The following is a 22,797-nucleotide window of genomic DNA, read 5'->3' on the forward strand; positions in this document are numbered from 1 at the left end:
TTCGGGGCGGGTATACGCCGGTATGACCGACACGGACTCCCGCCTGGACGACCTCGTGCCCGAGGCCGGCCGCTTCGACCGCGCCACGGTGGAGGCGGTCGGCAGGCTGACCGAGGCACTGGAAACCCTCGAGGTCGCCCGCGGGCACCTCTACCAGTTCCACCGCATGACCGGCACCACCGACTTCGCCGTCGGGGAGGCCGTGGACCTGCTGCGCGAGGCGGGTCACGACGACCTGGCCGACCGGATCGCCCGCGAGCTGGTGGGGCGGAACGTGCTGCCGGGGCGGTGGACGTTCCAGGTGGTCGAGGACTTCGACGACACCTACTACCAGCCGTTTCGCGCGTTCGAGCGGCAGGCGCGCGCACTGACCGGCGGGCGGCGGCACCTGTTCGAGGCGGAGCTGAAGCGGGAACGCCGGTCGCGTGGGGAGCGCGGGCACGAGGCGACGCCGGACGAGCGGGTGCGGTGAATGCAGACGTTCCTGCCCTACCCCGGGTTCGCCGAGTCCGCGCGGGTGCTGGACGCGCGGCGACTGGGCAAGCAGCGGGTGGAGACGCTGCAGGTGCTGCGGGCGCTGACGGTGCCGGGGTACGGGTGGCGGCACCACCCGGCGGCGAAGATGTGGACCGGGTACGAGGAGGCGCTGACCCGGTACGGGCTCGAGGTGTGCCGGGTGTGGTGCGCGGCCGGGCACCGCGACACGTGCGCGGTCAAGCTGGGTGAGGACCTGCGGCGGGCGACCGGGGTGGCCGAGCCGCGGCCGGAGGAGGCGCTGCGCGAGGCGGGGGAGATGCCGCCGTGGCTGGGGGACACCGACTTCCACCGGAGCCACCGGTCGGCGTTGGTGCGCAAGGATCCGGAGCACTACCGGCGGTGGTTTCCGGGTGTGCCGGACGATCTGCCGTACGTGTGGCCTGTGTCGGACCGGCCGGCGCGGGTGGTTCATGCGTGAGGGGTGAAGCGCCCGCCGAGACTGAACCGGCGGGGCCGGCGTCAGGCCCCGCGACCCTCGCTGCGGAGCCGGTATCGGCGTTCGGCGTAGGAGAGGTCGTCCTTCCACAGGCGGGCGGCCGCGTGGCGCATCAGGGGCCGGAGCGCGGGAGCGGCCGCGCGGGCGACGGCGAAGCCCGGGCGCGCGGACGCCGCCACCACCGCTTCGATCACGGCCGTCCGGGGGCGGCCGTCGGCGCCGGGACCCAGGGGTGTGGCGTGCGTTTCGACCACACTGCCCACACCCTCGCCGTCGGTGATGCGCATGACGATCGTCCGCGGGCCGGGGCAGGTGAATTCCGCTTCGACAGGAACGCCCAACCGCGAGGTGACCCGGAAGGTCACCGAGACCAGGAACCGGTCGTCCTCGTCGCGCACGTCGACCTCGGGCGGGGCTTGCAGAACCCGCAGGCGCGTGAACGAGTACGGGTGGAACCACGCGCCGTGCCAGGGGTCGAGCCGGTTGGCGATGATGTCGCGCGGCTCGCACACGCCCGCCACGCGCGCGACGGAATCCACCCCGTCGCGCGGCCGGGCCGGGACGATGGGCGCAGGGGAGGGCGTCTCGCCGCCGGCGCGGTCCAGCCGGACCCACGCCAGCACGCCGTCGTCGAAGGAGGGGAGGCACGAGGACCGGTCCAGGCGCAGACCGTGCCATCGGCAGCGGAGACCGTCGCCGTCGACGGAACCCAGCGCCATCGGCGCGCCCAGGTGCGGGCAGGCACCGGGACCGACCAGGAGCCCGCCCGCCGGATCCCGCCACGCCACCAGCTCGACACCGGCGACGCTGAACCCGAACGGCCGGTCCCGTCGGACGTTCCGGCTCGCGGCGAAGACGTACCAGTTCCCCGACGGCCGGGCTTCCGCCCGCTTGAGCGCGGCCTCGATCAGCGACGGCTTGGCGTCGCGATCGGTCGGCTCCTGGCGCGCCCACGGCCGGGGCGCGATGGGCTGCAGCGGCCACGTGCGGGGCCAGCGGTCACGCAAGGACATGTCACCCTCCCAGGGAAGCCAGCAGCCGCAGCGGTGCGAACCGCCCGCGGACCGGCACGGTGGTCAGCTCGTGCCCGGCCAGGCCCCACCGCGCGAGCAGGCAGTTCGCGGCGTGCCAGCCGGTCGCGGCCGCGCGTTCCATCAGCGCGACCGGCAGATCGATGCGGATCCCGTCGCCGGCGAGGACGAGACCGTCGAACGGGGTGCGCACGCGCGGACGGCGCGTGAAGTCGCCGACGCCGAACAGCGGGCAGTCCTGCCGCCACTGCGCCGACGAGCCGGCGACGGCCGCCTCCGCCGTCTCCGGGTAGAGCCGGTGCAGCCGGTCCAGCAGCCGCTTGCGCACCACCCGCTCCTCGTCGGCGACGGCGTAGGCGTGCAGCTCCACGACCGACCCGCCGTGCCGGGCGGCCCACGTGGCGGCCTCGCGCTCGTACCTGTCCAGCACGCTGATGTTGTCCAGCGGGTGCAGCCCGCCGGTGGCGAGGAACGCGGGACGTTCGGCCAGCACGGGCCGGTCCAGCCAGAGCCGGAGCACCAGGAACGGGGGCGCGGTCCGGAGTCCGAGCACGCGGTCCCGCCACCCGGCGGAGTCCAGATCCGGGGATCCCGCGACGATCGACCGCAGCCCGGCGACATCGGTGGCCAGGACGACCCCGTCCGCCTGGGCACCGTCCACGAACCACCGGGAACCGTCCCGGGCGACGCCGCCCACCGGGGTGCCCAGGCGGAACCGCACCCCGAGCCGCTCCAGGTACGCGCGCAGCGGCTCCCACAACGCCGTGTCGTAGGCCGAGTCCGGCACGTCGAACACGAGCCCTTCGGACGAGCCGAGGAAGTACAGGTGGAACATCGTGGCCAGCTCGGCGGCCGACATGCGCGACGGTGGTGCGAAGAAACTCCGCGAGAACACCTCGAACGCGAGGTGCCGGGCCGCGGGCGGGAAGTTGATGCGCTCCAGGAACGTCCGCGCGTCCGTGCCGTCCAGCAGCTCGTACGTCCGCGGCACGGACACCGCCGCGAGCGGCGCCGCCGCGCGGGCGTTGAGCCGGACCAGGTCGCGCAGTCGGAACGTGGGGCTGCGCAGCGCGAAGGCGAGCGCGTTCCACGGCGGCGTGCGCGGCAGCCCGCGGAAGGTGTCGCGACGGCCCTCGCCGTCCACGAGCGGGTAGTCGTCGACCGGCCGCAGCCGCTCCAGGCGGGGATCGGCCCGGCGCAACAGCGCGCGCAGGTTGTAGTACTGGCGGAAGAACGCGTGGAACCCGCGGCTCATCGACACCGTGCTGCCGTCCGGCAGCCGCTCGGACCACGCCGCGACGCGCCCGCCGAGCACGTCCGAGCTCTCCAGGACGGTCACCGCGACACCGCGTTCGGCCAGCCCGGTCGCCGCGGTGAGCCCCGCGATCCCGCCGCCCACCACCACGACCGACGGGCGGGACGGCAGGGCCGCGGCGTCCGCCGCGCCCGAGGGAGCGCGGTGCCGGACGGCACGACGGTCGGTCACGCGGTCGCCTCCTCGGGGTTGGTGGCCAGGAAGGTGTGCACCACGCCGCGCTGCCAGCCCGTCATGGTCTCGCTGTGCACCCCGGTGAACCCCGCCTCGGCCAGGCGCCGGCGGAACCGGGCGGCGCCGTCGAAGGTGACGACGCTGCGCCACAGGTGCCGGTACAGCGTCGCGTCACCGGTGGCCACGCGGCCGGCCGGGATGATGATCGACCAGCACACCGCGTGCCAGACCATTCGCGCGGCCGGCGAGTCGCGCACCGAGTATTCGTGCGCGGCGAACGTCCCGCCCGGTTTCAGCAACGCGCGCAACCCGCGCAGCTGCGCATCGGGATCGGCGAGGTTGCGGATCAGGTAGGCGGCGAAGATCCCGTCGAAGGGGCCCGCGATGCCCGACGCGGCCAGCCGTTCGGCGGCGCTGTGGACGAAGTGGACGGTCGGCGGCCAGGACTTCCGCCGCGCCCGGGCGAGCATTTCCGCCGAGGCGTCGAAGGCGATGATCTCGGCGTGGGGCGCGGCGGCGAGCAGGGCGGCGGTGGAGGCCCCGGTGCCGCACCCGGCGTCGAGCAGCCGCAGGCCCCGCCCCCCGCCCGGCAGCCGCATCCGGCGGGCGGACAGCCGCAGGTGCGCGTGGTAGCCGGGGTTGGCGCCGACCAGCCGGTCGTACGCCGCGGCGCCGGTGTCGAAGGCGCCCGGCACCTCGTCGCGGGCCAGGCCGGTGCGGTCGACGGTCATGCGCGGCGCTCCCGGGTGTGCCGTTCCCACAGCAGCAGCACGGCGGTGACCAGGGCGAACCCGAACAGGAAGTCCTCGACGGGGATGTCCCACGGGAACCGCAGCCCGCTGGTGTGCTCGGGCGCGTAGATCACGATCGGCGCCGACAGCTTGGTGAGCCACCCGTCCACCGGGATCTGGAACCCGACGACGATCGCCATCGAGATCCAGTACGCCGGCTTGCGGAACAGGCCGGTCCGCAGCACCGCCAGCTCCCACACGCACACGGCGACCACGGCGAGCACCGCGGGCAGCGTGTACCCCAGCCCGGTCACCGGCGCGCCTCCCGCAGGGTCCGCAGCCGGCCCAGCATCGCCTGCACGCACCCGTAGGTCAGCACCCCGCACACCGGGATGACCAGGAAGAACAGCAGCTCCTCGAGCGGGATCGCGAACGGCAGCCGCACCCCGGTCAGGTAGCCGGGGTCGTACCACCACACGCGGGCGGCGATCGCGATCGCGTCCCAGACCAGGAACACCAGCGCGACCGGCAGCACCGCGCGGGCCAGCGCGGCCGGCCGCCGGTAGACGCGGGCGCCGAGGAACTCCAACGGCAGGGTGATCGCCAGGCACCCCGCCAGGACGAGCAGGTACTGGTAGTGGTCCATTCACGCCCACCTCTCCGTCGCGGCCGCGGTCAGGCCCGCCGCCCGCCGGCCCCGCCGCGCCCACATCGCCCGCGTCAGCCCGGAGACCGCCAGCTGCGCGCGGCGCCCGCGGCCGACCCGGGCCCGGTGGGTGAACACCGCGAAACCGGCCGCCTCGATCCGGTCCAGGATCTCCGAGTACAGCACCAGCGCGGTGGCGATGCACGGCCGGGACACCGGGTGCAGCCGGCCGATGCCCTCGCGGGCGTAGGCGTAGATCCGGCGGGTGGTGGCGTGCTGGGCGGCCAGCGCGGCGCGCACCCGCGTGTCGGTGCGGCCGTGGCGGCGGCACCACAGCAGCAGGTCGCGGTCCACGCCGAACGCGGCGAGCTCGTCGGCGGGCAGGTAGACGCGGCCGCGGTCGAGGTCCTCGGCGATGTCGCGCAGGAAGTTGGTCAGCTGGAAGGCCTTGCCCAGCGCGGCGGCGTAGGGCGCGGCCTCGTCCGGATCGCCGACGGTTCCCAGCACCGGCAGCATCTGCAGCCCGATGACCTCGGCCGACCCGTGGACGTAGGTCTCCAGCGCCTCCCGGTCCGGGTAGCCGGTGACGGTCAGGTCCATCCGCATCGAGTCGAGGAAGGCGGCGAACAGGTCGCGGCGGATCCCGTAGCGGGACGCGGTGTCCACGACGGCCGCCAGGACCGGGTCGTCGCTGCGGCCCCGGTCCAGTCCGGCGAACAGCTCCGCGGAGAGCGCTTCCAGCCGCGGTGCCGGGTCGCTGCCCGGGGGAGCGGTGTCGACGATGTCGTCGGCGAAGCGGGCGAACCCGTACAACGCGTGCACGGCCGGGCGCTGGGCCTTGGTGAGCAGCCGGGTGGCGAGGTAGTAGGTGCGCCCGTGCTGCGCGTTGAGCCGGCGGCAGCGGCTGTAGGCCTCGCGCAGGCGGGGGTCGGTGATGCCGGCGGCGTCCAGCGCGCCGGTCATCGCGCCGCCACCGTGACCGGGCGGACCGCGGGGGAGTGGGTCCCGGTGATGCGGTCGGCCGCCAGGCGCCCGGACACCAGCGCGGTCGGGACGCCGACGCCCGGGGCGGTGCTGCCGCCGGCCAGCACCACGTTCTCCGTGCCGCGCACCAGGTTCCGGGGGCGGAACGGTCCGGTCTGCGCGACGGTGTGCGCCAGCGCGAAGGGGGTGCCGGCCAGCATGCCCTGGCGGTGCCAGTCGGCGGGGGTGACGACGTGCCGGGCTTCGATCGTGCCGCCGAGCCCGGGCAGCAGCCGGTCGGCGACGTGGCCGAGCACTTCGTCGGCGTAGGCGGCGCCGATCCGGTCCCAGTCGAGTGGCCCGCGCCGCAGGTTCGGCGCGGGCGCCAGGACGTAGAGGAGTTCGCGGCCGTCCGGGGCGAGTGCGGGGTCGGTGGCCGTCGGCCGGGTCACCAGCAGGGAGGGGTCGCTCATCAACCGCCCTTCGTGGATCAATTCGTGGAACGTCCGCCGCCACGCCGCGCCGAACAGGATGGTGTGGTGGGCCGTGTCCAGCGCGCGCCGGGTGCCCACGTGCACGACGACGGCCGAAGGTGCCGGCCGCAGCGGCACCGGCCGCCGCGGCGACCGGCCCAGCAGCTCGTAGGCGGCCGGCAGCTCGGTGGTGAGGACGACGGCGTCCGCGGGCAGGCTGCCGGCCGTGGTGTGCACGGTGGTGATCCGGGCCCCGGACCGCGCCAGACCCGTGACCTCGGTGCCGTAGCGGAACTCCACGCCGGCGTCGGCGGCGGCCGCGGCCAGGGCGTCGGGCAGCGCACGCATCCCGCCGCGCGGGAAGAACACGCCGGCCACGGTGTCCATGTAGGCGATCACCGCGTAGACGGCCAGCGCGTGCTGCGGCGACTGCCCGGCGTAGAGCGACTGGAAGGAGAACACCCGCCGCAGCCGCTCGTCGCGCAGGAACCGGCCGATCTTGCGGTCGAGCGGTCCGAACGCGCCCATCGCCACCAGCCGCGCGAGGTGCGGGGTGACCAGGGACAGCGGCGAGTCGAAGTTGGCGGCGACGAACCGGTCGAACTCGGTGCGGTAGAGCCGGGTGAGCCAGGCGCGCAGGCGGCGGTAGCCGTCCGCTTCGGACGGTCCGGCGAAGGCGCGGACGGCCTCGGTCATCGCGTCGGCGTCGCTGTGCACGTCGATCGCGCTGCCGTCGGCGAAGCGGGCCCGGTAGGCGGGGGTGAGCGGGACGAGGTCGAGGCGGCCGGCGAGGCTGTCACCCACGGCCGCGAGGGTCTCGTCGACGAGATCGGGCATGGTCAGCACCGTCGGTCCGGTGTCGACCGCGTAGTCGTCCAGGTCCAGACGTCCGGCCCGGCCCCCGGGGACCGGTTCACGCTCGACGACGGTCACCTGCCTGCCGCGGCCGGCCAGGTGCAGGGCGGCCGCCAGCCCGGACAGCCCAGCCCCCACCACGACGATCCGATCCGCCGGGCCCGTCACGGTCCGCATCCCGCCACCCCTCACTCGGCCGGTACCAGCCACCTCGGTCCGGTTAAAACGTTGCACGAACGTTGCGTGGTTGTCCACTCGGTGGACCGGCCGCCCTGCGGACTAGCGTAGGTGATGAGGAACGAGCGGACCGCAGACGAGGAGGATCACGGTGGGAGACCTGCTGGGCCGGGGGCCGGCGCCCCGGAGGCGGCTGCGTGAGCTGCTGGCGGCGCCCGAGCCGCTGGTGGCGCCCGGTGCCTACGACGCGCTGACCGCACGCCTGATCGAGCAGGCCGGGTTCGACGTGGTCTACATGACCGGGTTCGGCACCACCGCGTCGCTGATCGGCCGACCCGATGTCGGCCTGCTGACCGGCACCGAGATGATCGACAACGCGCGCCGCATCGTGTCCGCGGTGGACGTGCCGGTGATCGCCGACGCCGACACCGGCTACGGCAACGCCCTCAACGTCGTGCGCACGGTGCAGGCCTACGAGCAGGCCGGGGTGGCCGGCATCCACCTGGAGGACCAGGTCAGCCCGAAGAAGTGCGGGCACATGAGCGGCAAGGCGGTCATCCCGCGCGCGGAGATGGTGGGCAAACTGCACGCCGCGGTCGAGGCCCGGCGGGATCCGGACTTCGTGCTCATCGCCCGCACCGACGCGGCGGCCGTGACCGGGCTGAGCGACGCGATCGACCGCGCCCGCGCGTACGTCGAAGCCGGAGCGGACGTGCTGTTCGTCGAGGCGCCGACGAGCGAGGAGGACATCGCCACCGTCGCGGAGGCGCTGTCCGGCGTCGCGCCGCTGGTGTTCAACTGGGCCGAGGGCGGCCGCACCCCGCCGCTGTCGCTGGAGCGCATCGCCGAGCTGGGGTTCTCGCTCGTGCTCTACCCGATCGGCACGGTGCTCGCGGCGACCGCGGGGGTCCGCGCCCTGCTGGAGACCGTGCGCAAGGACGGGACGCCCGCGGCCGCGCTGCCGGGCCTGCCCTCGTTCGGCGAGTTCACCGACCTCATCGGACTGCCCGAGGTGGGCGAGCTCGAGCAGCGGTTCGCCGGGGAGGCGGGCTAGGTCCTGTCTCACCGCGCTGATCGGGGCGGCCCTGCGCGGGAGAAGGTCGCGTGATCAACGAGTGGCCACCTCGCTCAGGAACCGTCGCCGGGGGAGTCCGGTCAGGACACCTGTGGCACGCCCTTGACGAACTCCAGGTCCAGGCCGAACATCCCGCGCTGGGTGCGCTGGCCGCCCAGCCAGCCGTGGAAGTAGATGCGCCCGCCGACGACGTCGGCGCCGCCCGGGCCCTCGGTCGCGTGGCCGAGCGAGTCGGTGGTCAGCAGCGGCTGGTCGGCCTTGGTGTAGGGGCCGGTCAGCGAGGACGCGGTGGCGTAGCGGGTCTGGTAGGCGGCGTCGCGGAAGTCGCCGGCCGAGTAGAACAGCACGAACCGGTTGCCCCGCTGCGTGATCGCCGGCGCCTCCACGATGCCGTTCTCCTCCGGGCGGTCGGCGCGCAGGATCTCGGTGCGCGCGCCCGCGGTGGCCGTGCCGTCCTGCGACATCTTCTGCACGAAGATCGCGGAGGTGCCGCCGCCCGGGTGCTCGCCCTTGTAGAGCAGGTAGCGGGTGCCGTCGCCGGCCTGGAAGGTCTGCGCGTCGATGTCACCCCGGTCGCCGGGCTCGCAGATCAGCGGCGCGTCCCCGGCGGGCTGGTACGGCCCGGCGACGGCGTTCGCGACCGCGGTGCCGATGCAGCGGTGGTGGTCCCTTGTGGACATCGCGGAGTAGTACATCAGGTAGGTGCCGTCGGCCCGGCGGGTCACGTCCGGCGCCCAGTACCCACCCTGCGGGTCGGCCCACGACGGATCGGCGGCCAGCGCGTCACCGGTGACCCGCCAGGGTCCGTTCGCGTCCTTGGCCACGGCGACCGGGACCCGGCCGGAGGCGCTGGAGGTGGAGAACGCGTGGAAGTCCGTGCCGATCTTGAGGATGTCCGGGTCGGGGAAGTCCTGGTCCAGCAGCGTCCGCGGGGCGGGAGCGGCCTGCGCGACGGCGCCCGGCAGCAGAGCCGAGGACAGCAGGATTCCCAGGCACGTCAACGCTTTCACGGTCTTCGGGCGCCGGCGGGGGCGGGTCGGGTCGTCGGGTTCACGGGCTCGGGTGATCTTGCCTGCCGTAGTCACGGCGCAGGAGTTACCCCGGTGCCGGAGGGACTAATCTCCTTCCTTCGGGCCGCGTAGCGTGCTCAGCGTGGTGATCACCGGGGAGTCGCGGACACTGGGCCTGGTGATCCACCCGGCCGGATCGGTGGAGTCGCCGGTGCGGACCGTCACCGCCTCGAGCGGAGTTCGTCGGTGGACACAGTGGACCGTGCGCCGCCGGCCCGAGATCCGGTGCTGTCGCCGTCCGCGCCCGCGGTCGCGGCCACCCCGGTCGCGTCGAGGACCGGCAGCAGCCGCGGCGTGCTGCTCGGGCCGCAGGAGGAGTCCGGCTGCACCTCGCGCGGGACAGCGTGCCGGTCGGGGTCGAGGTCGACGGCGGCGGGCGCACGCCGGCCGCAGCCGGGTGAAGCTGAGCCTGCCCGGCCTGCCGCTGCGGCCGGACCAGCTGCCGGCGCTGATCCCGGAGAACCTGCGGTGGCCCCCGGACCCCTGACCCCGCACCTGTGCGCGGAGTGGCGGTGGGTCCGCGGCGGGCCTACCGTGTCCCTTTCGGGCTGCGGAAAGGGGAACCGTCATGGCCGTCGACCAGCCCTCCGGGGCGTTCCGCATCACCTTCGGGCAGGACATGGCCCGTGAGCTGCAGCGGGTGACCGGCCGGTGGTGGGTGGTGGCCGGCCTGGGGCTCGCCACCACGGTGCTCGGGGTGCTGTTGCTGGCCAACCTGGCCGCCGCGGTCGGGACTCTCGCGGTGCTCGTCGCGATCGCGCTGTTCGCCGAGGGCATCGACGAGATCGTCACCGCCGACCGGCACCGCACCCACTGGCCGTCCTACCTGCTGGGGGCGGTGTGGATCGCCGTCGGCGTGATCGCGCTCGCCTGGCCCGGCATCACGCTGCTCACCCTGGCCGTGGTGGTCGGGATCGGCTTCATCGTCAACGGCCTCGGCCAGATCGGGGCGTCGGTCAAGTTCCGGCGCAGCCTGCCGATGTGGGGGCTGTGGCTCGCGCTGGGCGCCATCACACTGCTGATCGGCGTGCTGGCCCTGGTCTGGCCGGGACTGACGATCCTCACCCTGGCCATCTGGCTGGGCGTGGCCCTGGTGGCGCGCGGTGTCGGGGCGCTGTGGTTCGGGCTGCAACTGCACCAGGTCCACCGCGGGGGCCACCGCGCGGCCCAGGCCTGACTCACTCCACCTGGCGGTAGCGCGCGATGTAGCGTTCCTTGACGGCGCGCTCGGCCTCGTCCTTGGCCGCACGGCGCACCTGGCGCCCGGTGCCGTAGGGGTAGCCGTGCTTGCGGAGGCGGTTCTCACCGCTCTCCTCGGCGTAGACCAGGGAGTAGAAGAAGCCGACCAGGCCGGCCATCAGCACCAGGCTCAGCCGCAGGGTGAGCGGGCCGGGCAGCAGCAGCCAGACCAGCATCAGCGGCAGCAGCAGCACCGCGGCGCGGGCGGCGTGCCGCCAGAGCCAGGTGCGGGCGGTCACGTCGTGCAGCACCCACGTGCGGTGCCGCTCGGGCAGGCGGCCGCCGATGGCGTACCACAGCCACCGGAGCGGGTTGGGGCGTCGGCGATCGGTCACGGGTTCACCGTACCCTAAAAGTTAGTGCGTTAAATATCAGTGTCCCAAGCAGTTGGAGTAGGCTGGCCCACATGACCGCGATCGACCTGGGCGAGGATCCGCTGGCGCTGGACCGGCAGGTCTGCTTCGCCCTGTCCGTGGCCTCCCGCAGCGTCATCGGGATCTACCGGCCGCTGCTCAAGCCCTACGGCCTCACCCACCCGCAGTACCTGGTGCTGCTCGCCCTGTGGGACCGCGCCCCGCGCTCGGTGAAGGACCTGTCCGAGACGCTGCGCGCGGAACCGGCGACGCTGTCGCCGCTGTTGAAGCGGCTGGAGGCGCTGGGCTACCTGACCCGCGAGCGCAACCGCGCCGACGAGCGGGCGCTGATGGTCGACCTGACCGACTCCGGGCGTGCGCTGCGCGCGGAGGCGGAGAAGATCCCGTACCAGGTCGTGGAAACCCTCGGCATGGAGGTCGCCGAGCTCGAGCAGCTGCACACCGTCCTCGGCCGCGTGATCGCCGCGACCGACAAACTCGGCTGAACCGCGGCGAAGGCCTCCGGGCGTCACCCCGGAGGCCTTTCCCCACCGGTCAGCGGGCCAGCTGCGCCTGGAACATCCAGTGCTGCTTCTCCAGGTCGGCGGTGATGCCGATCAGGAGGTCCTGGCTGACCGGGTCCGGCTCGCCGGTCACCTCGATCCCGGCGCGCAGGCCGGTGATCGCCGCGGCGAGGACGCCGGTGACCGCCTCGACGGCCGCGGTGCCGGCCAGCGGTCCGGCGGGCAGGCCGGGCAGCGTGGACTCGGTGGCGACGGTGCTCGCCCGGCCGTCGGGGGAGACGCCGAGGGCGGCCAGGCGCTCGGCGACGCCGTCGGCGTGCTCGCGGGCCAGGTCGGCGAGTTCGTCCAGGTGCAGGTGGATGTCGCGGAAGTGCGGGCCGGTGACGTTCCAGTGCGCCTGCTTGGCGAGCAGGCCCAGGTCGATCAGGTCGGTCAGGGTCCGCTGGAGCGCGGTGGCGACGGTCTTGGTGGCCACTTCGTCGAGAATCATGGTTCCTCCCTCGGGTACCTCGGTCAGTTCTGCAGGGCCTTCTTCAGCACCGCGACCGCCTGGTTGATCGCGGCCTCGGCGGCGTTGGTCTCGCGCAGCGCGTTGAGCATCACGAAGTCGTGGATGACGCCCTGGTAGCGCACGGCGGTGACGGGAACGCCGGCCCGGCGCAGCTTGTTCGCGTAGGCCTCACCCTCGTCGCGCAGCACGTCGGCCTCGGCGGTGATGACCAGCGCCGGCGGCAGCCCGGCCAGCTCCTCCAGGCTCGCCCGCAGCGGCGAGGCGGTGATCTCGGCGCGCTGCGCGGGGTCGCCGGTGTACTGGTCCCAGAACCACTTCATGCCGTCGAGGGAGAGGAAGTAGCCGGTGGCGAACTGCTGGTAGGAACCGGTGTCGAAGCCGGCGTCGGTCACCGGGTAGAACAGCACCTGCTGGCGGAAGGTGACATCGCCGCGCTGCTTGGCCAGGATCGTCACCGCCGCGGTCATGTTCCCGCCGACGGAGTCGCCGGCGATCGCCAGGCGGCCGGCGTCCAAGCCGTGCCGCGCGCCCTCCCGCACGATCCACTGGGCGGCGGCGTAGTTCTGCTCGAGCGCGACCGGGTAGCGGGCCTCGGGGGAGCGGTCGTAGTCGGGGAAGACGACGGCGGCGCCGGTGCCGGTGGCGATCTCGCGGATGAGCCGGTCGTGGGTGTGCGCGTTGCCGAACACCCAGCCCGCGCCGTGGAGGTAGAGGACGACGGGCAGCGTGCCGGTGGCGCCGGCGGGGCGGACGATGCGCAGCCGCACCTGGCCGGTCGGCCCGCCCTCGATGGTCAGGTCCTCGATGTCGGCGTTCGGCTTGGCGATCTCCGACGATTGCACCTCGTCGACGGCCTTGCGGCCCTCCTCGGGCGGAAGCTGGAACAGGTACGGCGGGTTGTCCGTCGCCTCGGCGAAGGCCTGTGCGGCGTGTTCCAGAGCCAGGTTGTGCGGGTTCGCGGTCACGGCTGTCTCCTGAAAGCTTCCGGGGGGGGACCGGGTGGTTTCCCGATCGGTCTGTTGGATCAAACCAAATTGCGCACAACTTAATTGCCTATTATGGGATGTGTCACGTCCGGATGGCGTGGCCCCGCCCGGTGCGCGAGGATCGACTGTTGACCAGTCCAAGGAGGAGTCATGGCGGAACCGGCCGTGCCGCGGCTCGACGATCAGGTCTGCTTCGCGCTCTACGCCGCCTCCCGTGCGGTCACCTCGCTGTACCGGCCGCTGCTGGACGAACTGGGGCTGACCTACCCGCAGTACCTGGTCATGCTCGCGCTGTGGGAGCACGGTGAGCTGTCCGTGAAGGACCTGGGGCAGGCGCTGTCGCTGGACTCGGGCACGTTGTCGCCGCTGCTCAAGCGTCTCGAGAAGCTCGGCCTGGTGAGCCGGGAGCGCCGTGCCGACGACGAGCGGTCGGTGTGCATCCGGCTCACCGGCGACGGTGACCGGTTGCGGGGCAAGGCCGTGCCGCTGCCCGGCGTCATCGGCGACGCGATGGGCCTGCCGGCGCGCGAACTCGAGGAGCTGCGCGCGACCCTGCGCGAGCTGACCGACTCGGTCAACGCCTACCGCGACGCACGAGCGAGCGTATAACGACCTATACGGCGCGGCCGTGTCGCGCCGCCGGTGCGTGCGATCCGGTGGTCCCGGCCCCTACCCTGCACGGAAGGGCCCCGACCGAAAGGATCTCACGTGCTCGACCTCCTGGTGCGCAATGTCCGTGCGCTGACCGTTTCCGCCGAGCGTCCACGGGCGCACACCGTCGGCGTGCTGCACGGGCGGATCGTCGGTGTCGACGAGGAGGTCGAAGGACTGTCCGCCCGCACGGTGATCGACGGCGACGGCGCGGTCCTGACCCCCGGCTTCGCCGATGCCCACAACCACATGGTCTGGTACGGCCTGTCGCTCGCCGAGGTCGACCTGTCCGCGTGCCGCACCCTGGAGGAGTTGTACGACGTGGTCGCCGCGCGGGCCGCCGAACTGCCCTCGGACGCGTGGGTGATCGGCTCGAAGTACGACGATTTCGTGCTCGGCGGGCATCCCGACCGGGCCGCCCTGGACCGCGCGGGAGGGGGACGGGCGGTGTGGCTCAAGCACCGCTCCGCGCACATGTGCACGGTCAGCTCGGCGATCCTGGCGCAGGCCGGGGTGCTCGACGGGTCGGCACGGGTGCCCGAGGGCGGTGTCGTCGCGCGGGACGACGACGGCGCGCCGACCGGGCTGCTGGCCGAGCAGGCGCAGCAGCTGGTGGACGCGCTCGTCAAGCCGTACCCCGTGGAGGAGCTGGCGGCCGCGATCGAGCGGGCCGCGAAGGTCTACGTCGCGGAAGGGCTGACGGCCGTGACCGAGGCGGGCATCGGCGGCGGCTGGATCGGGCACAGCCCGGCCGAGGCGTCGGCCTACCAGCTGGCTCGAGCCCGCGGGGGGCTGCCGGTGCGCGTGGAGCTGATGCCGGCCAGCGAGGTGCTGCACCCGCTCGGGGCCAACCCGGCCGACAGCGGCTCGGTCGGCGTGGACCTGGGGTTGCGCAGCGGGTTCGGCGACGAGTTCCTGCGGATCGGGCCGATGAAGATCTTCACCGACGGCGCGCTGAGCAGCCGGACCGCGGCACTGACCGAACCGTTCTGCTCGCACGGTGGTCTCGGCGTGCTGCAGGACGATCCGAAGGTGCTGCGGGACACGATCATCGCGGCGCACCGCAGCGGCTGGCGGGTCGCCGCGCACGCGATCGGCGACCGGGCGATCGACCTCACGCTCGACGCGTTCGAGGAGGCGCAGCGGGTGTTGCCCCGTCCGGACGCGCGGCACCGCATCGAGCACGCGGCGATGGTGCGGCCCGATCAGCTGCCGCGGCTGGTGGCGCTGGGCGTGATCCCGGTGCCGCAGGCGCGGTTCCTGTACGAGATCGGCGACACGATGGCCGAGGCGCTCGGCGAGGCTCGGATCCCCTGGCTGTACCGGCAGAAGTCCTTTGTGGACGCCGGACTGCGGGTGCCGGGCAGTTCGGACCGGCCGTGCGTCGGCGTGGGGGCGCCGCTGGCCGGGCTGCGGTCGATGGTGGAGCGGACGACCAGCGCGGGCGTGGTGCTGAGCCCGGACGAACGGGTGGACGCGGAGGAGGCGCTGCGGGCGTACACGGTGCACCCGGCGTGGGCGTCGCACCAGGAGACCGAGCGCGGCCGGATCGCCGCGGGGCTGCTGGCGGACCTGGTGCTGCTCGACGACGACCCCACCACGGTGCCCAGTGCGCGGATCAGCGACATCGGCGTGGTGGCGACCTTCGTCGGTGGCCGGTGTGTGCACGGCGCCGGGGCGGTGCGGGCCGAGGGACCGCTGCCGGTCTGAGAGCGGGCGGGCCCCGGGCTCACTCCAGGGAGGCCAGGAGCAGGCCGCTGCGGGGTTTGGGGGTGAAGTAGGTGCTCTTGCGGGCCATGCGGCGGCCCTGGGCGTGTGCGGCGAGCACTTCGGACAGTGGCACCGGGGCCAGCCGCAGCACGGCGTCGGTGCCGGCGGCCGGGGTGTGGCCTTCGGGCAGGGCGTGCACGTGCGGGCCCTCCGGGTCCAGGCCGAGCGCGCGGGCGAGGAGGAGGTTCTCGACGGTGGCGTGGTCGGACTCGCCGGGCGGCAGGTCGACCACCACGACACCGCCGCGGGCTTCGACGACCACGGTGCCCGCCGGCGGATCGTCCACTCCGGGCACTTCCCGGACCGGGAAACCCGCTCGCCGCCAGGCGTTCGCCAGCTCATCGCAAGTCAGGCCGGTGCCGCTGATCGTGCGGTGGATCGCGCCGATGCGCAGGTCCGGTCCGGCCGTCACGAGCGCCAGCAGGGGCGTCCCCGCTCCGGCGGCCGCCGCGACCCGGTGGTTGCCGTCGGCGACGAGCAGCGCGGCGGCGCGCACCTCGGCCAGCAACCGGTCCTGGTCCGGGCCCGGACCGGTCAGCCACAACCGGTGCGACCGCCCGGACGCGTCGGTCAGGTCCACCGCCGGCTCGCCGCGCATCGCGCCCACCGCCGCGGCCGTCAGCCCCTCGCCGGACACCGGCACGAGCATCGCCGCGCTCGTCGCGCATCCGAGCGCCCGCAGCGCGGCGGCCCGCTCGGCGACGACACTGGGGTAGACCTCCTCGCTGTGCCGGATCCGCGCCCCGACCGCGGACGGGTCCACCAGGCACAGCACCCCGGCGGCCACCCCGTCGCGTCCGGAGATCCGGTACGGCGCCACGACGTCCCGCACCGGCCGGTAGTCGCGGGCCCGCAACCGGTCCAGCATCGCCCGCGCGCCGGGCAGCGCTGCACTCAGCGACCGGCCGGGCGGCACCCGGTGCGGGTGCTGCACGGCGAGCAGTGAATCGCCGGGCGAGGCCGCCAGCGCGGCCGCGATCTCGTCGGCATCGGCGAACTCGTCGACATCGGGGCCTTCCGGCGCCGTCGCGAGAACCCAGCCGGTGCCGATCGCGCGCGCCCACTCCGTCATACCCCGATCCTGCCGGACCGGGTCAGGACGCCGCCGACAGCTCCGCGCTGTCCTCCTCCGCACCGGCCCAGCGGGCCAGGCGCGGCGCGGCGGCCACGTAGAAGTCGGGGTCCAGACCCATCCCGGTGTGGGTGCTGCGCACCTCGACGCACTCGGCGTAGGGGTCCAGGCACAGCTGCCACGGCGCGATCGAGTCCGCCCGCGAGTACACCGCCAGCGCGGGCACCTCCGGGGGCAGCGGAGCGGCCAGCGCCCGGATGTTCTCCTCGTAGCAGGAACCGCTGAAGCAGTCGAGGTCCACCAGACCCGGGATGCCCAAAGTGGACAGACGAGCGAGGAGGCGGGCCACTCGCACCACCTTCGGGTGCGCGCCCAGCGGGTCCAGGACCGGGCTGCCGAGCATCACCAGGCCACGCACCAGGTCCGGGCGGCGGATCGCGGTGAGCCGGGCCAGCCACCCGCCGCGGCTCTGCCCGATCAGCACCACGCGGCGCCCGGTGTCCTCGGCGTGCCGCTCCAGCCGTGCCTCGATCCGGCCGACCAGCTCCGTGGTGCACCCGACGTTGAACCCGATGCGCGCACCGGTCGGCCGGTACCCGCGTGCCTTCAGCCACGCGCCGGCCAGCGTCATGCTGCGGTCGCCGAACCCGAAACCGGGCACCAGCAGGACTCCGAGCCCGGCGTCCTCCCCGGGATCGTCCGGCCGCCAGATCGGATGGCGGAGCAACCGCGGGATGTCCAGCATCGCGAGCACGAGGTGTTCGCGCGTGGCCGTGCGGATCGTTTCGCCCGCTTCGCGCGCGGGCTGGAGCAGCGTCAACATGTGCGGCCTCCTCGCAGCTGAAGAGACCCTTGATCTACCCACGAAAACGGGTCTTGACACCTCGGGTTCGGCTCAACGGGGCCGTTGGCGGAGATCGCCGGGTGCGGAGACCGTGTCCCGCAGTGCTTTCACTCGTGCACTCCGGCGCGCAGGTACCGGGCCGGGGTGGTGCCGGTCCACCGCCGGAACGCGTAGATGAAACTGGACGCCTCGGCGTACCCGAGCCGCAGGGCCACGTCCTCCACCGACAGCGCGCCGGTGGCCAGCATCTCCTCGGCCAGCGCCTGCCGCACCTCGTCGAGCAGGCCGCGGAAGCTCGTGCCCGCGTCCTCCAGGCGCCGGCGCAGGGTGCGGGTGCTCATGTTCAGCTCACGCGCCACGTCGGCCATCGACACCGCCCCGTCGACGCGGATCAGCTTGTCCCGCACCTGGTGCGCGATGCCGGAGCGGGCCCGCCGCCTGCTCACCAGGTCGCGGCACTGCGCCTCGCACAGCGCGACGGTGTGCTCGCTGGCTTGCGGAAGCGGTTGCCGGAGCGAAGCGGGGTCGACGGCGACCAGGTGGGCGGGCGCGCCGAAGCGCGGGTGGAACCCGAAGACCTCGTGGTAGCGGGCGGGGTCGGGCGGTTCCGGGAACCGGAATTCCAGGCGCCGGACGGTCAGACCGCCCGGCAGCAGGTCGTGCATCACCGTGTGGATCGCACTGACGTCGCGTTCCAGCAGGAACCGGCGCACGTCGTGCGGCAGCCGGTCGTCGCGCAGCTCGAACCGCATCTCGTCGGGGCGGGACTCCACCACCGGGAGGCAGAAGATGAAGCTGAGGTCCAGGTACCGCAGCGCGAACGTGATCGCGTCGCGCAGGGTGGGGCTGCTGATGCAGGCGAACCCGAACACGCCGAACGTGGTGACGCGGTAGCGCACGCCCGCGTCCAGTCCCAGCCCCGGCGGGTCGCCCAGAGCGTGGACGAGGTTGCGGGCGACGGTCAGCTCCTGGTGCGCGTCGACCTGGGCGGCCGGGTCGTCGAGCCGCGCCGGGGGCAGGCCGGTACCGCTGAGCAGCGTGTCCCGGCTCACCCCGCGGTCGGTCCCGAAGCGCACGAGCAGGGCGACACTCGCGATGCCGCGCGGGAAGTCCCAGTCGCGCACGGCGGGCAGCAGCCGGGTCATGGCCGGAAGTATGGATTCCCGCGGCCACCGGTGCGCAGCCGGGGTGGCCGAAACTCTCGATTTCCTGGCCGGTGGTCTCTGTGGTGACGTGATGCCGAGCACTTACTGTGGAGTAGGCACCACAGACCGCCGAGGAGCAGCATGGCACGCACCACCGCCCACCGAGGGCCCTCCGTCGTGATCATCGGAGCCGGCTTCGGCGGCCTCGCCGTCGCCACCGAGCTGGTCCGGGCCGGATTCCGCGACTTCACCATCCTGGAGCGCGCGCACGAGATCGGCGGGGTGTGGCGGGAGAACACCTACCCCGGCGCCGGCTGTGACATCCCGTCGCCGCTCTACTCGTTCTCCCACCGCCCCAACCCGGACTGGCCGATGCGGTTCTCCCTGCAGGCCGACATCAAGGCCTACCTCGAACAGGTCGCGCGGGAGTACGGCGTGACCGGGCGGATCCGGTTCGGCACCGAGGTGGAGGCAGCCGACTTCGACGAGGCAGACGGGCGCTGGCGCGTGCGCACCGGGAGCGGCGAGGTGATCGAGGCCGATGTGCTGGTCCCCGCGGTGGGGCAGCTGTCGCGCCCGGCGCTGCCCGACATCCCCGGCCGGGAGTCCTTCCGCGGGCCCGCCTTCCACTCCGCCGCCTGGGACCACGACGCCGATCTGGCCGGCAAGCGGATCGCGGTGGTCGGCACCGGCGCGAGCGCGATCCAGTTCGTGCCCCGGCTGCAGAAGATCGCCGGGCACGTCACGATCTTCCAGCGCTCGGCGCCGTGGATCGTGCCCAAGAACGACGTCGCCTACCGACGCTGGCACCGCGCGATGTTCCGCCTGTTGCCGGTCACCCAGAAGATCGAGCGGTTCCGCATCTGGCTGGTCTGCGAGTTCCTCTCGCTCGGGCTGGTCGACGTCCCGCTGGTGCGGCGGTTCCTGGGCCGGCTGGGCACCCGGCACCTCACCGAGCAGGTCCCGGACCCGCAGCTGCGCGCGAAGCTCACCCCGGACTACGCGCCCGGGTGCAAGCGCGCCCTGTTCTCCAACGACTACTACCCGGCCCTCACCCAGCCGAACGTCACGGTCGAGACCGAGAAGATCATCGAGATCGTCCCGGAGGGCGTCCGCACCGCCGATGGCGTGGTCCACGAGGTCGACGCCATCGTCTACGGAACCGGTTTCCACGCCAGCGAGTTCCTCGTCCCGATGACGGTCCGCGGCCGGGGCGGCACGCAGCTGGCCGAGGTGTGGCGCGACGGCGCGTGGGCCTACCTGGGCATCACCGTGCCGCGGTTCCCGAACCTGTTCCTCGTCTACGGGCCCAACACCAACCTCGGCGGCAACTCGATCGTCGCCATGCTCGAGGCGCAGGCCCGCTACATCGTGCAGGCGGTGCGGGTGCTGGCGAGCAGGCCGGGGGCGGCGCTCGACGTCAAGCCGGAGGTCGCCGCGCGCTTCGACACCGTCCTGCAGCGACGGCTCGGCCGGTCGGTGTGGACCCGCTGCTCCAGCTGGTACCGCAACGAGTCGGGCCGTGTGGTGAACAACTGGCCGGGCACGGTCACCCAGTACCGGCTCAAGACCCGTGCCCTGGATCTGAGCGACTACGACGCCGTCGTGGCGGGAGGGAACGGCGCATGACCGGCGAGCTGGACTACGACGTGGTGGTGATCGGCTCGGGGTTCGGGGGCAGCGTGAGCGCGCTGCGCCTGACGGAGAAGGGGTACCGGGTCGGCGTGCTCGAGGCGGGCCGCCGCTTCGCCGACGACGAGCTGGCCAAGACGTCCTGGCGGATCCGCAAGTACCTGTGGGCGCCGTTGCTGGGGTGCTTCGGCATCCAGCGGCTGACCCTGCTGCGCGACACGTTCGTCCTCAGCGGAGCCGGCGTGGGCGGCGGGTCACTGGTCTACGCCAACACGTTGTACGAACCACCGGAGCCGTTCTACCGGGACCGGCAGTGGGCGCACATCACGGACTGGCGGGAGGAGCTGGCGCCGTACTACGACCAGGCCAAGCGGATGCTCGGGGTGACCGACTACCCGGGCACCACGCGCGCGGACCGCGTGCTGCGCGAGGTCGCCGAAGACATGGGTATCGCGCACACCTTCCGGCCCACCCCGGTCGGGGTGCTGTTCGCGACCGGGGACCAGAAACCCGGCCAGGAGGTGCCGGACCCGTTCTTCGGTGGCGCCGGCCCGGCGCGCCGGACGTGCACGCACTGCGGCTCGTGCATGACCGGGTGCCGCCACAACGCCAAGAACACGCTGGTCAAGAACTACCTGTACCTCGCCGAGCGGGCCGGGGCGCAGGTGCACCCGCTGACGACCGTGGTGGACGTGCGCCCGCGCCGCGGCGGCGGGTACGCGGTGACGACCGTCCGAACGGGAGCGTGGGCGCGCAGGCGGCGCCGGACGTTCACCTGCGAGCAGGTCGTGTTCTCGGCATCCGCGCTGGGCACGCAGCGGCTGCTGCACCGGCTGCGCGACCGCGGTTCCCTGCCGTCGGTGTCCCCGCGCCTGGGATACCTGTCGCGCACCAACTCCGAGGCGATCCTGGCCGTGCGCTCCCGCGACCGCCACGCCGACTACACCGACGGCGTGGCCATCACGTCGTCGATCCACCCGGACGCGGACACGCACGTCGAACCCGTCCGGTACGGCAAGGGCAGCAACCTGATGAGCCTGCTCGCCACCGTGCTGGTCGACGGCGAGGAGGGACGCCGGCGCTGGCTCCGGGGACTGCGGGAACTGGCCCGGCACTGGCGCGAGCTGCCGCGCCTGCACAACCCGCGCCGGTGGTCGGAGCAGATGGTCGGCCTGCTCGTGATGCAGAGCCTGGACAACTCCGTCACCACGTTCACGCGCCGCGGACTGTTCGGCCGGAGGCTGACGACCCGCCAGGGCGACGGCGCGCCCAACCCGACGTGGATCCCGCACGGTCACGAGGTGGCGCGGCGGGTGGCCCGCAAGATCGACGGTGTGCCGCAGGGCGCCTGGACGGACCTGGCGAACATCCCGCTGACCGGGCACTTCATCGGCGGCTGCGCGATCGGTGACTCGCCGGAGACCGGCGTGATCGACCCGTACCAGCGGCTGTGGGGCCACCCGGGGCTGCACGTGGTCGACGGGTCGGCGATCTCGGCCAACCTGGGCGTGAACCCGTCGCTGACGATCACCGCGCAAGCCGAGCGCGCGATGGCGTTGTGGCCGAACAAGGGCGAGGCCGACCAGCGCCCGCCGCTGGGCGCCCCGTACGTCCGGCTGCGCCCGGTCGCCCCGAAGAACCCCGTCGTGCCGGAGGCCGCCCCCGGCGCGCTCCGCCTGCCCGTCACCCCGATCTGAGGCTGGTCGCATGTCGAACCCCGCCGGGTACCCGCCCGAGCCCTGGCACCTGCGCGGTCACCTGCACGTCTCCGCGTGGTGCGTGCCCGCCCGCGAGCTGCCGGAGCTGCCGCCCGGCATCCGGCCGCTGACCGTCGTCGGCCGGGCCCTGGTCCTGGCCGCCTGGGTGGACTACCGGCCGCCGGGCGTGCTGTCCTACCGCGAGCTGATGGTGACCGTGGTGGTCCGCGGCGGGCCCGTGGTGTCGATCCCGCACATCTGGGTGGACAGCCCCGAGTCGCTCGCCGGTGGCCGCGCCCTGTGGCACATCCCGAAGGAGCTCGCCGAGTTCACGATGAGCGACGCGCCGGACTTCGAGGCCGAAGCCCGCGCGGACGGCGATCTGCTGGCGCGGGCGCGGTTCCGGCGCCGGCGGGTGCTGCCGGTGCCACTGCCGCTGGCGTTCTCGGTCCTGCAGCGCGGCCCCAAGCGCAGCCGGGTGCGGGTGACCGCCCGGCTCGGGGTGGCCCGATCGGCGTGGTCGGTCGCCGCGAGCGGGCCGCTGGCGTTCCTGGGTGGCCGCCGGCCCCTGCTCAGCCTGGTCGCGCGGGACTTCCGGATGCGCTTCGGCGGGGGTTCCCGAGCCCGGTGACACGCCGGGAAGTCACACTGCCGGGCTAATTACCCGATCTCTCCGAGTTACCGCTGGTGATCACGTCTCTACCCGGTCGAGGGCGAGTCGCGCCGCGCGCGCTCCCTCGTCCGGGGGGCCGATCACGTGGCGTGAAAGCTTTTCCTGGTGAAACGATCGGATAATCGCAGCGCACGCCGCTGCCGGTGGTGAAAGACGGCGCCGGTTCGGGTTAAACGTCGTTCGTCCGGGTGATCGCGGAAGCCCGCTCGCATTTCCC

Annotated in this window: 24 protein-coding genes; 10 read left to right on the forward strand and 14 right to left on the reverse strand. The window is 73.4% G+C overall.

Annotation, left to right across the window (positions count from 1 at the left end):
• Positions 1-22: 22 nt before the first annotated feature.
• Together FB470_RS27765 and FB470_RS27770 are read left to right on the forward strand one after the other, a co-directional pair.
• A complete protein-coding gene (locus tag FB470_RS27765) occupies positions 23-472 on the forward strand; it encodes a hypothetical protein (RefSeq protein ID WP_306996320.1) in 450 nt (149 codons plus the stop codon).
• Positions 473-955, forward strand: coding sequence for an MSMEG_6728 family protein (locus FB470_RS27770; RefSeq protein WP_306996322.1), 483 nt, complete (start codon positions 473-475; stop codon positions 953-955).
• 41 nt (positions 956-996) lie between these two features.
• On the opposite strand, the gene FB470_RS27775 is transcribed toward FB470_RS27770, so the two are convergent.
• Genes FB470_RS27775 through crtI form a run of 7 tightly spaced genes read right to left on the reverse strand, consistent with a single transcriptional unit; the run spans position 997 to position 7,338 of the window.
• Positions 997-1,986, reverse strand: coding sequence for a DUF5914 domain-containing protein (locus FB470_RS27775; RefSeq protein ID WP_306996324.1), 990 nt, complete (start codon positions 1,984-1,986; stop codon positions 997-999).
• A gap of 1 nt (position 1,987) precedes the next feature.
• The gene (locus FB470_RS27780; protein WP_306996325.1) at positions 1,988-3,490 is read right to left on the reverse strand and encodes an NAD(P)/FAD-dependent oxidoreductase; all 1,503 of its coding nucleotides are present in this window, start codon (positions 3,488-3,490) and stop codon (positions 1,988-1,990) included.
• Complete coding sequence (locus FB470_RS27785) at positions 3,487-4,224, reverse strand: class I SAM-dependent methyltransferase (RefSeq protein WP_306996327.1); 738 nt, start codon at positions 4,222-4,224, stop codon at positions 3,487-3,489. Before FB470_RS27785 ends, FB470_RS27780 begins: the two co-directional genes overlap by 4 nt.
• Positions 4,221-4,538: a lycopene cyclase domain-containing protein gene (locus FB470_RS27790; protein ID WP_306996329.1), complete on the reverse strand. Its 318-nt coding sequence runs from the start codon at positions 4,536-4,538 to the stop codon at positions 4,221-4,223. The genes FB470_RS27785 and FB470_RS27790 overlap by 4 nt, the downstream gene beginning before the upstream one ends.
• Positions 4,535-4,870, reverse strand: a complete 336-nt coding sequence (locus tag FB470_RS27795) for a lycopene cyclase domain-containing protein (protein WP_306996331.1) — start codon at positions 4,868-4,870, stop codon at positions 4,535-4,537. The genes FB470_RS27790 and FB470_RS27795 overlap by 4 nt, the downstream gene beginning before the upstream one ends.
• A complete protein-coding gene (locus tag FB470_RS27800; RefSeq protein WP_306996332.1) occupies positions 4,871-5,833 on the reverse strand; it encodes a phytoene/squalene synthase family protein in 963 nt (320 codons plus the stop codon).
• Positions 5,830-7,338: a phytoene desaturase family protein gene (crtI, locus tag FB470_RS27805; RefSeq protein ID WP_306996334.1), complete on the reverse strand. Its 1,509-nt coding sequence runs from the start codon at positions 7,336-7,338 to the stop codon at positions 5,830-5,832. Before crtI ends, FB470_RS27800 begins: the two co-directional genes overlap by 4 nt.
• Positions 7,339-7,489: 151 nt before the next feature.
• Between crtI and FB470_RS27810 the strand changes: the two genes are divergently transcribed.
• Positions 7,490-8,392: an isocitrate lyase/PEP mutase family protein gene (locus FB470_RS27810; RefSeq protein ID WP_306996335.1), complete on the forward strand. Its 903-nt coding sequence runs from the start codon at positions 7,490-7,492 to the stop codon at positions 8,390-8,392.
• Between the two features lie 101 nt (positions 8,393-8,493).
• Here the strand turns inward: FB470_RS27810 and FB470_RS27815 are convergent, their stop codons facing one another.
• Positions 8,494-9,423: a glycoside hydrolase family 43 protein gene (locus tag FB470_RS27815; RefSeq protein ID WP_306999508.1), complete on the reverse strand. Its 930-nt coding sequence runs from the start codon at positions 9,421-9,423 to the stop codon at positions 8,494-8,496.
• A gap of 628 nt (positions 9,424-10,051) precedes the next feature.
• Here FB470_RS27815 and FB470_RS27820 point away from each other — a divergent pair.
• Positions 10,052-10,660: an HdeD family acid-resistance protein gene (locus tag FB470_RS27820; protein ID WP_306996336.1), complete on the forward strand. Its 609-nt coding sequence runs from the start codon at positions 10,052-10,054 to the stop codon at positions 10,658-10,660.
• Between the two features lies 1 nt (position 10,661).
• Here the strand turns inward: FB470_RS27820 and FB470_RS27825 are convergent, their stop codons facing one another.
• On the reverse strand, positions 10,662-11,057 hold the full coding sequence (locus tag FB470_RS27825; protein ID WP_306996338.1) for a DUF5313 family protein: 396 nt from the start codon (positions 11,055-11,057) through the stop codon (positions 10,662-10,664).
• Positions 11,058-11,128: 71 nt separating this feature from the next.
• Here FB470_RS27825 and FB470_RS27830 point away from each other — a divergent pair, with 71 nt between their 5' ends.
• Positions 11,129-11,581 (forward strand): MarR family winged helix-turn-helix transcriptional regulator, encoded by a 453-nt coding sequence (locus FB470_RS27830; RefSeq protein WP_306996340.1) that lies wholly within the window; start codon positions 11,129-11,131, stop codon positions 11,579-11,581.
• 49 nt (positions 11,582-11,630) lie between these two features.
• Here FB470_RS27830 and FB470_RS27835 read toward each other — a convergent pair whose 3' ends face one another.
• Together FB470_RS27835 and FB470_RS27840 are read right to left on the reverse strand one after the other, a co-directional pair.
• Complete coding sequence (locus FB470_RS27835; RefSeq protein WP_306996342.1) at positions 11,631-12,089, reverse strand: Dps family protein; 459 nt, start codon at positions 12,087-12,089, stop codon at positions 11,631-11,633.
• A 23-nt stretch (positions 12,090-12,112) separates the two neighbouring features.
• On the reverse strand, positions 12,113-13,075 hold the full coding sequence (locus FB470_RS27840; RefSeq protein ID WP_306996344.1) for an alpha/beta hydrolase: 963 nt from the start codon (positions 13,073-13,075) through the stop codon (positions 12,113-12,115).
• A gap of 171 nt (positions 13,076-13,246) precedes the next feature.
• On the opposite strand from FB470_RS27840, the gene FB470_RS27845 reads away from it, so the two are divergent.
• Together FB470_RS27845 and FB470_RS27850 are read left to right on the forward strand one after the other, a co-directional pair.
• Entirely contained in the window at positions 13,247-13,705 is a 459-nt protein-coding gene (locus FB470_RS27845; protein WP_306996346.1) for a MarR family winged helix-turn-helix transcriptional regulator, read from the forward strand.
• A 99-nt stretch (positions 13,706-13,804) separates the two neighbouring features.
• Positions 13,805-15,457 carry an amidohydrolase gene (locus FB470_RS27850; protein WP_306996347.1) on the forward strand — a complete coding sequence of 551 codons (1,653 nt, stop codon included), beginning with the start codon at positions 13,805-13,807 and terminating at the stop codon, positions 15,455-15,457.
• A 19-nt stretch (positions 15,458-15,476) separates the two neighbouring features.
• Here the strand turns inward: FB470_RS27850 and FB470_RS27855 are convergent, their stop codons facing one another.
• From FB470_RS27855 to FB470_RS27865, 3 genes are all read right to left on the reverse strand, one after another.
• Positions 15,477-16,589, reverse strand: a complete 1,113-nt coding sequence (locus FB470_RS27855) for a DUF1015 family protein (RefSeq protein ID WP_306996349.1) — start codon at positions 16,587-16,589, stop codon at positions 15,477-15,479.
• Positions 16,590-16,611: 22 nt separating this feature from the next.
• Positions 16,612-17,412 carry an alpha/beta hydrolase gene (locus tag FB470_RS27860; protein ID WP_306996351.1) on the reverse strand — a complete coding sequence of 267 codons (801 nt, stop codon included), beginning with the start codon at positions 17,410-17,412 and terminating at the stop codon, positions 16,612-16,614.
• 128 nt (positions 17,413-17,540) lie between these two features.
• Positions 17,541-18,578, reverse strand: coding sequence for an AraC family transcriptional regulator (locus FB470_RS27865; protein ID WP_306996353.1), 1,038 nt, complete (start codon positions 18,576-18,578; stop codon positions 17,541-17,543).
• Positions 18,579-18,719: 141 nt separating this feature from the next.
• Here FB470_RS27865 and FB470_RS27870 point away from each other — a divergent pair, with 141 nt between their 5' ends.
• Genes FB470_RS27870 through FB470_RS27880 form a run of 3 tightly spaced genes read left to right on the forward strand, consistent with a single transcriptional unit; the run spans position 18,720 to position 22,538 of the window.
• Positions 18,720-20,207: a flavin-containing monooxygenase gene (locus tag FB470_RS27870; protein WP_306996355.1), complete on the forward strand. Its 1,488-nt coding sequence runs from the start codon at positions 18,720-18,722 to the stop codon at positions 20,205-20,207.
• Entirely contained in the window at positions 20,204-21,907 is a 1,704-nt protein-coding gene (locus FB470_RS27875; protein WP_306996357.1) for an FAD-dependent oxidoreductase, read from the forward strand. The genes FB470_RS27870 and FB470_RS27875 overlap by 4 nt, the downstream gene beginning before the upstream one ends.
• Positions 21,908-21,917: 10 nt before the next feature.
• On the forward strand, positions 21,918-22,538 hold the full coding sequence (locus FB470_RS27880) for an acetoacetate decarboxylase family protein (protein WP_306996359.1): 621 nt from the start codon (positions 21,918-21,920) through the stop codon (positions 22,536-22,538).
• The last annotated feature ends 259 nt before the right edge of the window (positions 22,539-22,797 follow it).

This window comes from Amycolatopsis thermophila, assembly GCF_030814215.1.
GTDB classification, from domain to species: domain Bacteria; phylum Actinomycetota; class Actinomycetes; order Mycobacteriales; family Pseudonocardiaceae; genus Amycolatopsis_E; species Amycolatopsis_E thermophila.

Excerpts from the sequence above, each read along its gene's own strand:
- FB470_RS27855 (WP_306996349.1), bottom strand. The coding sequence starts at position 16,589 with ATGACGGAGTGGGCGCGCGCGATCGGCACCGGCTGGGTTCTCGCGACG.
- FB470_RS27785 (WP_306996327.1), bottom strand. The coding sequence starts at position 4,224 with ATGACCGTCGACCGCACCGGCCTGGCCCGCGACGAGGTGCCGGGCGCC.
- FB470_RS27775 (WP_306996324.1), bottom strand. The coding sequence starts at position 1,986 with ATGTCCTTGCGTGACCGCTGGCCCCGCACGTGGCCGCTGCAGCCCATC.
- FB470_RS27875 (WP_306996357.1), top strand. The coding sequence starts at position 20,204 with ATGACCGGCGAGCTGGACTACGACGTGGTGGTGATCGGCTCGGGGTTC.
- FB470_RS27830 (WP_306996340.1), top strand. The coding sequence starts at position 11,129 with ATGACCGCGATCGACCTGGGCGAGGATCCGCTGGCGCTGGACCGGCAG.
- FB470_RS27835 (WP_306996342.1), bottom strand. The coding sequence starts at position 12,089 with ATGATTCTCGACGAAGTGGCCACCAAGACCGTCGCCACCGCGCTCCAG.
- FB470_RS27795 (WP_306996331.1), bottom strand. The coding sequence starts at position 4,870 with ATGGACCACTACCAGTACCTGCTCGTCCTGGCGGGGTGCCTGGCGATC.
- FB470_RS27765 (WP_306996320.1), top strand. The coding sequence starts at position 23 with ATGACCGACACGGACTCCCGCCTGGACGACCTCGTGCCCGAGGCCGGC.
- FB470_RS27880 (WP_306996359.1), top strand. The coding sequence starts at position 21,918 with ATGTCGAACCCCGCCGGGTACCCGCCCGAGCCCTGGCACCTGCGCGGT.
- FB470_RS27865 (WP_306996353.1), bottom strand. The coding sequence starts at position 18,578 with ATGACCCGGCTGCTGCCCGCCGTGCGCGACTGGGACTTCCCGCGCGGC.
- FB470_RS27860 (WP_306996351.1), bottom strand. The coding sequence starts at position 17,412 with ATGTTGACGCTGCTCCAGCCCGCGCGCGAAGCGGGCGAAACGATCCGC.
- FB470_RS27845 (WP_306996346.1), top strand. The coding sequence starts at position 13,247 with ATGGCGGAACCGGCCGTGCCGCGGCTCGACGATCAGGTCTGCTTCGCG.
- FB470_RS27770 (WP_306996322.1), top strand. The coding sequence starts at position 473 with ATGCAGACGTTCCTGCCCTACCCCGGGTTCGCCGAGTCCGCGCGGGTG.
- FB470_RS27800 (WP_306996332.1), bottom strand. The coding sequence starts at position 5,833 with ATGACCGGCGCGCTGGACGCCGCCGGCATCACCGACCCCCGCCTGCGC.
- crtI (WP_306996334.1), bottom strand. The coding sequence starts at position 7,338 with ATGCGGACCGTGACGGGCCCGGCGGATCGGATCGTCGTGGTGGGGGCT.
- FB470_RS27870 (WP_306996355.1), top strand. The coding sequence starts at position 18,720 with ATGGCACGCACCACCGCCCACCGAGGGCCCTCCGTCGTGATCATCGGA.
- FB470_RS27820 (WP_306996336.1), top strand. The coding sequence starts at position 10,052 with ATGGCCGTCGACCAGCCCTCCGGGGCGTTCCGCATCACCTTCGGGCAG.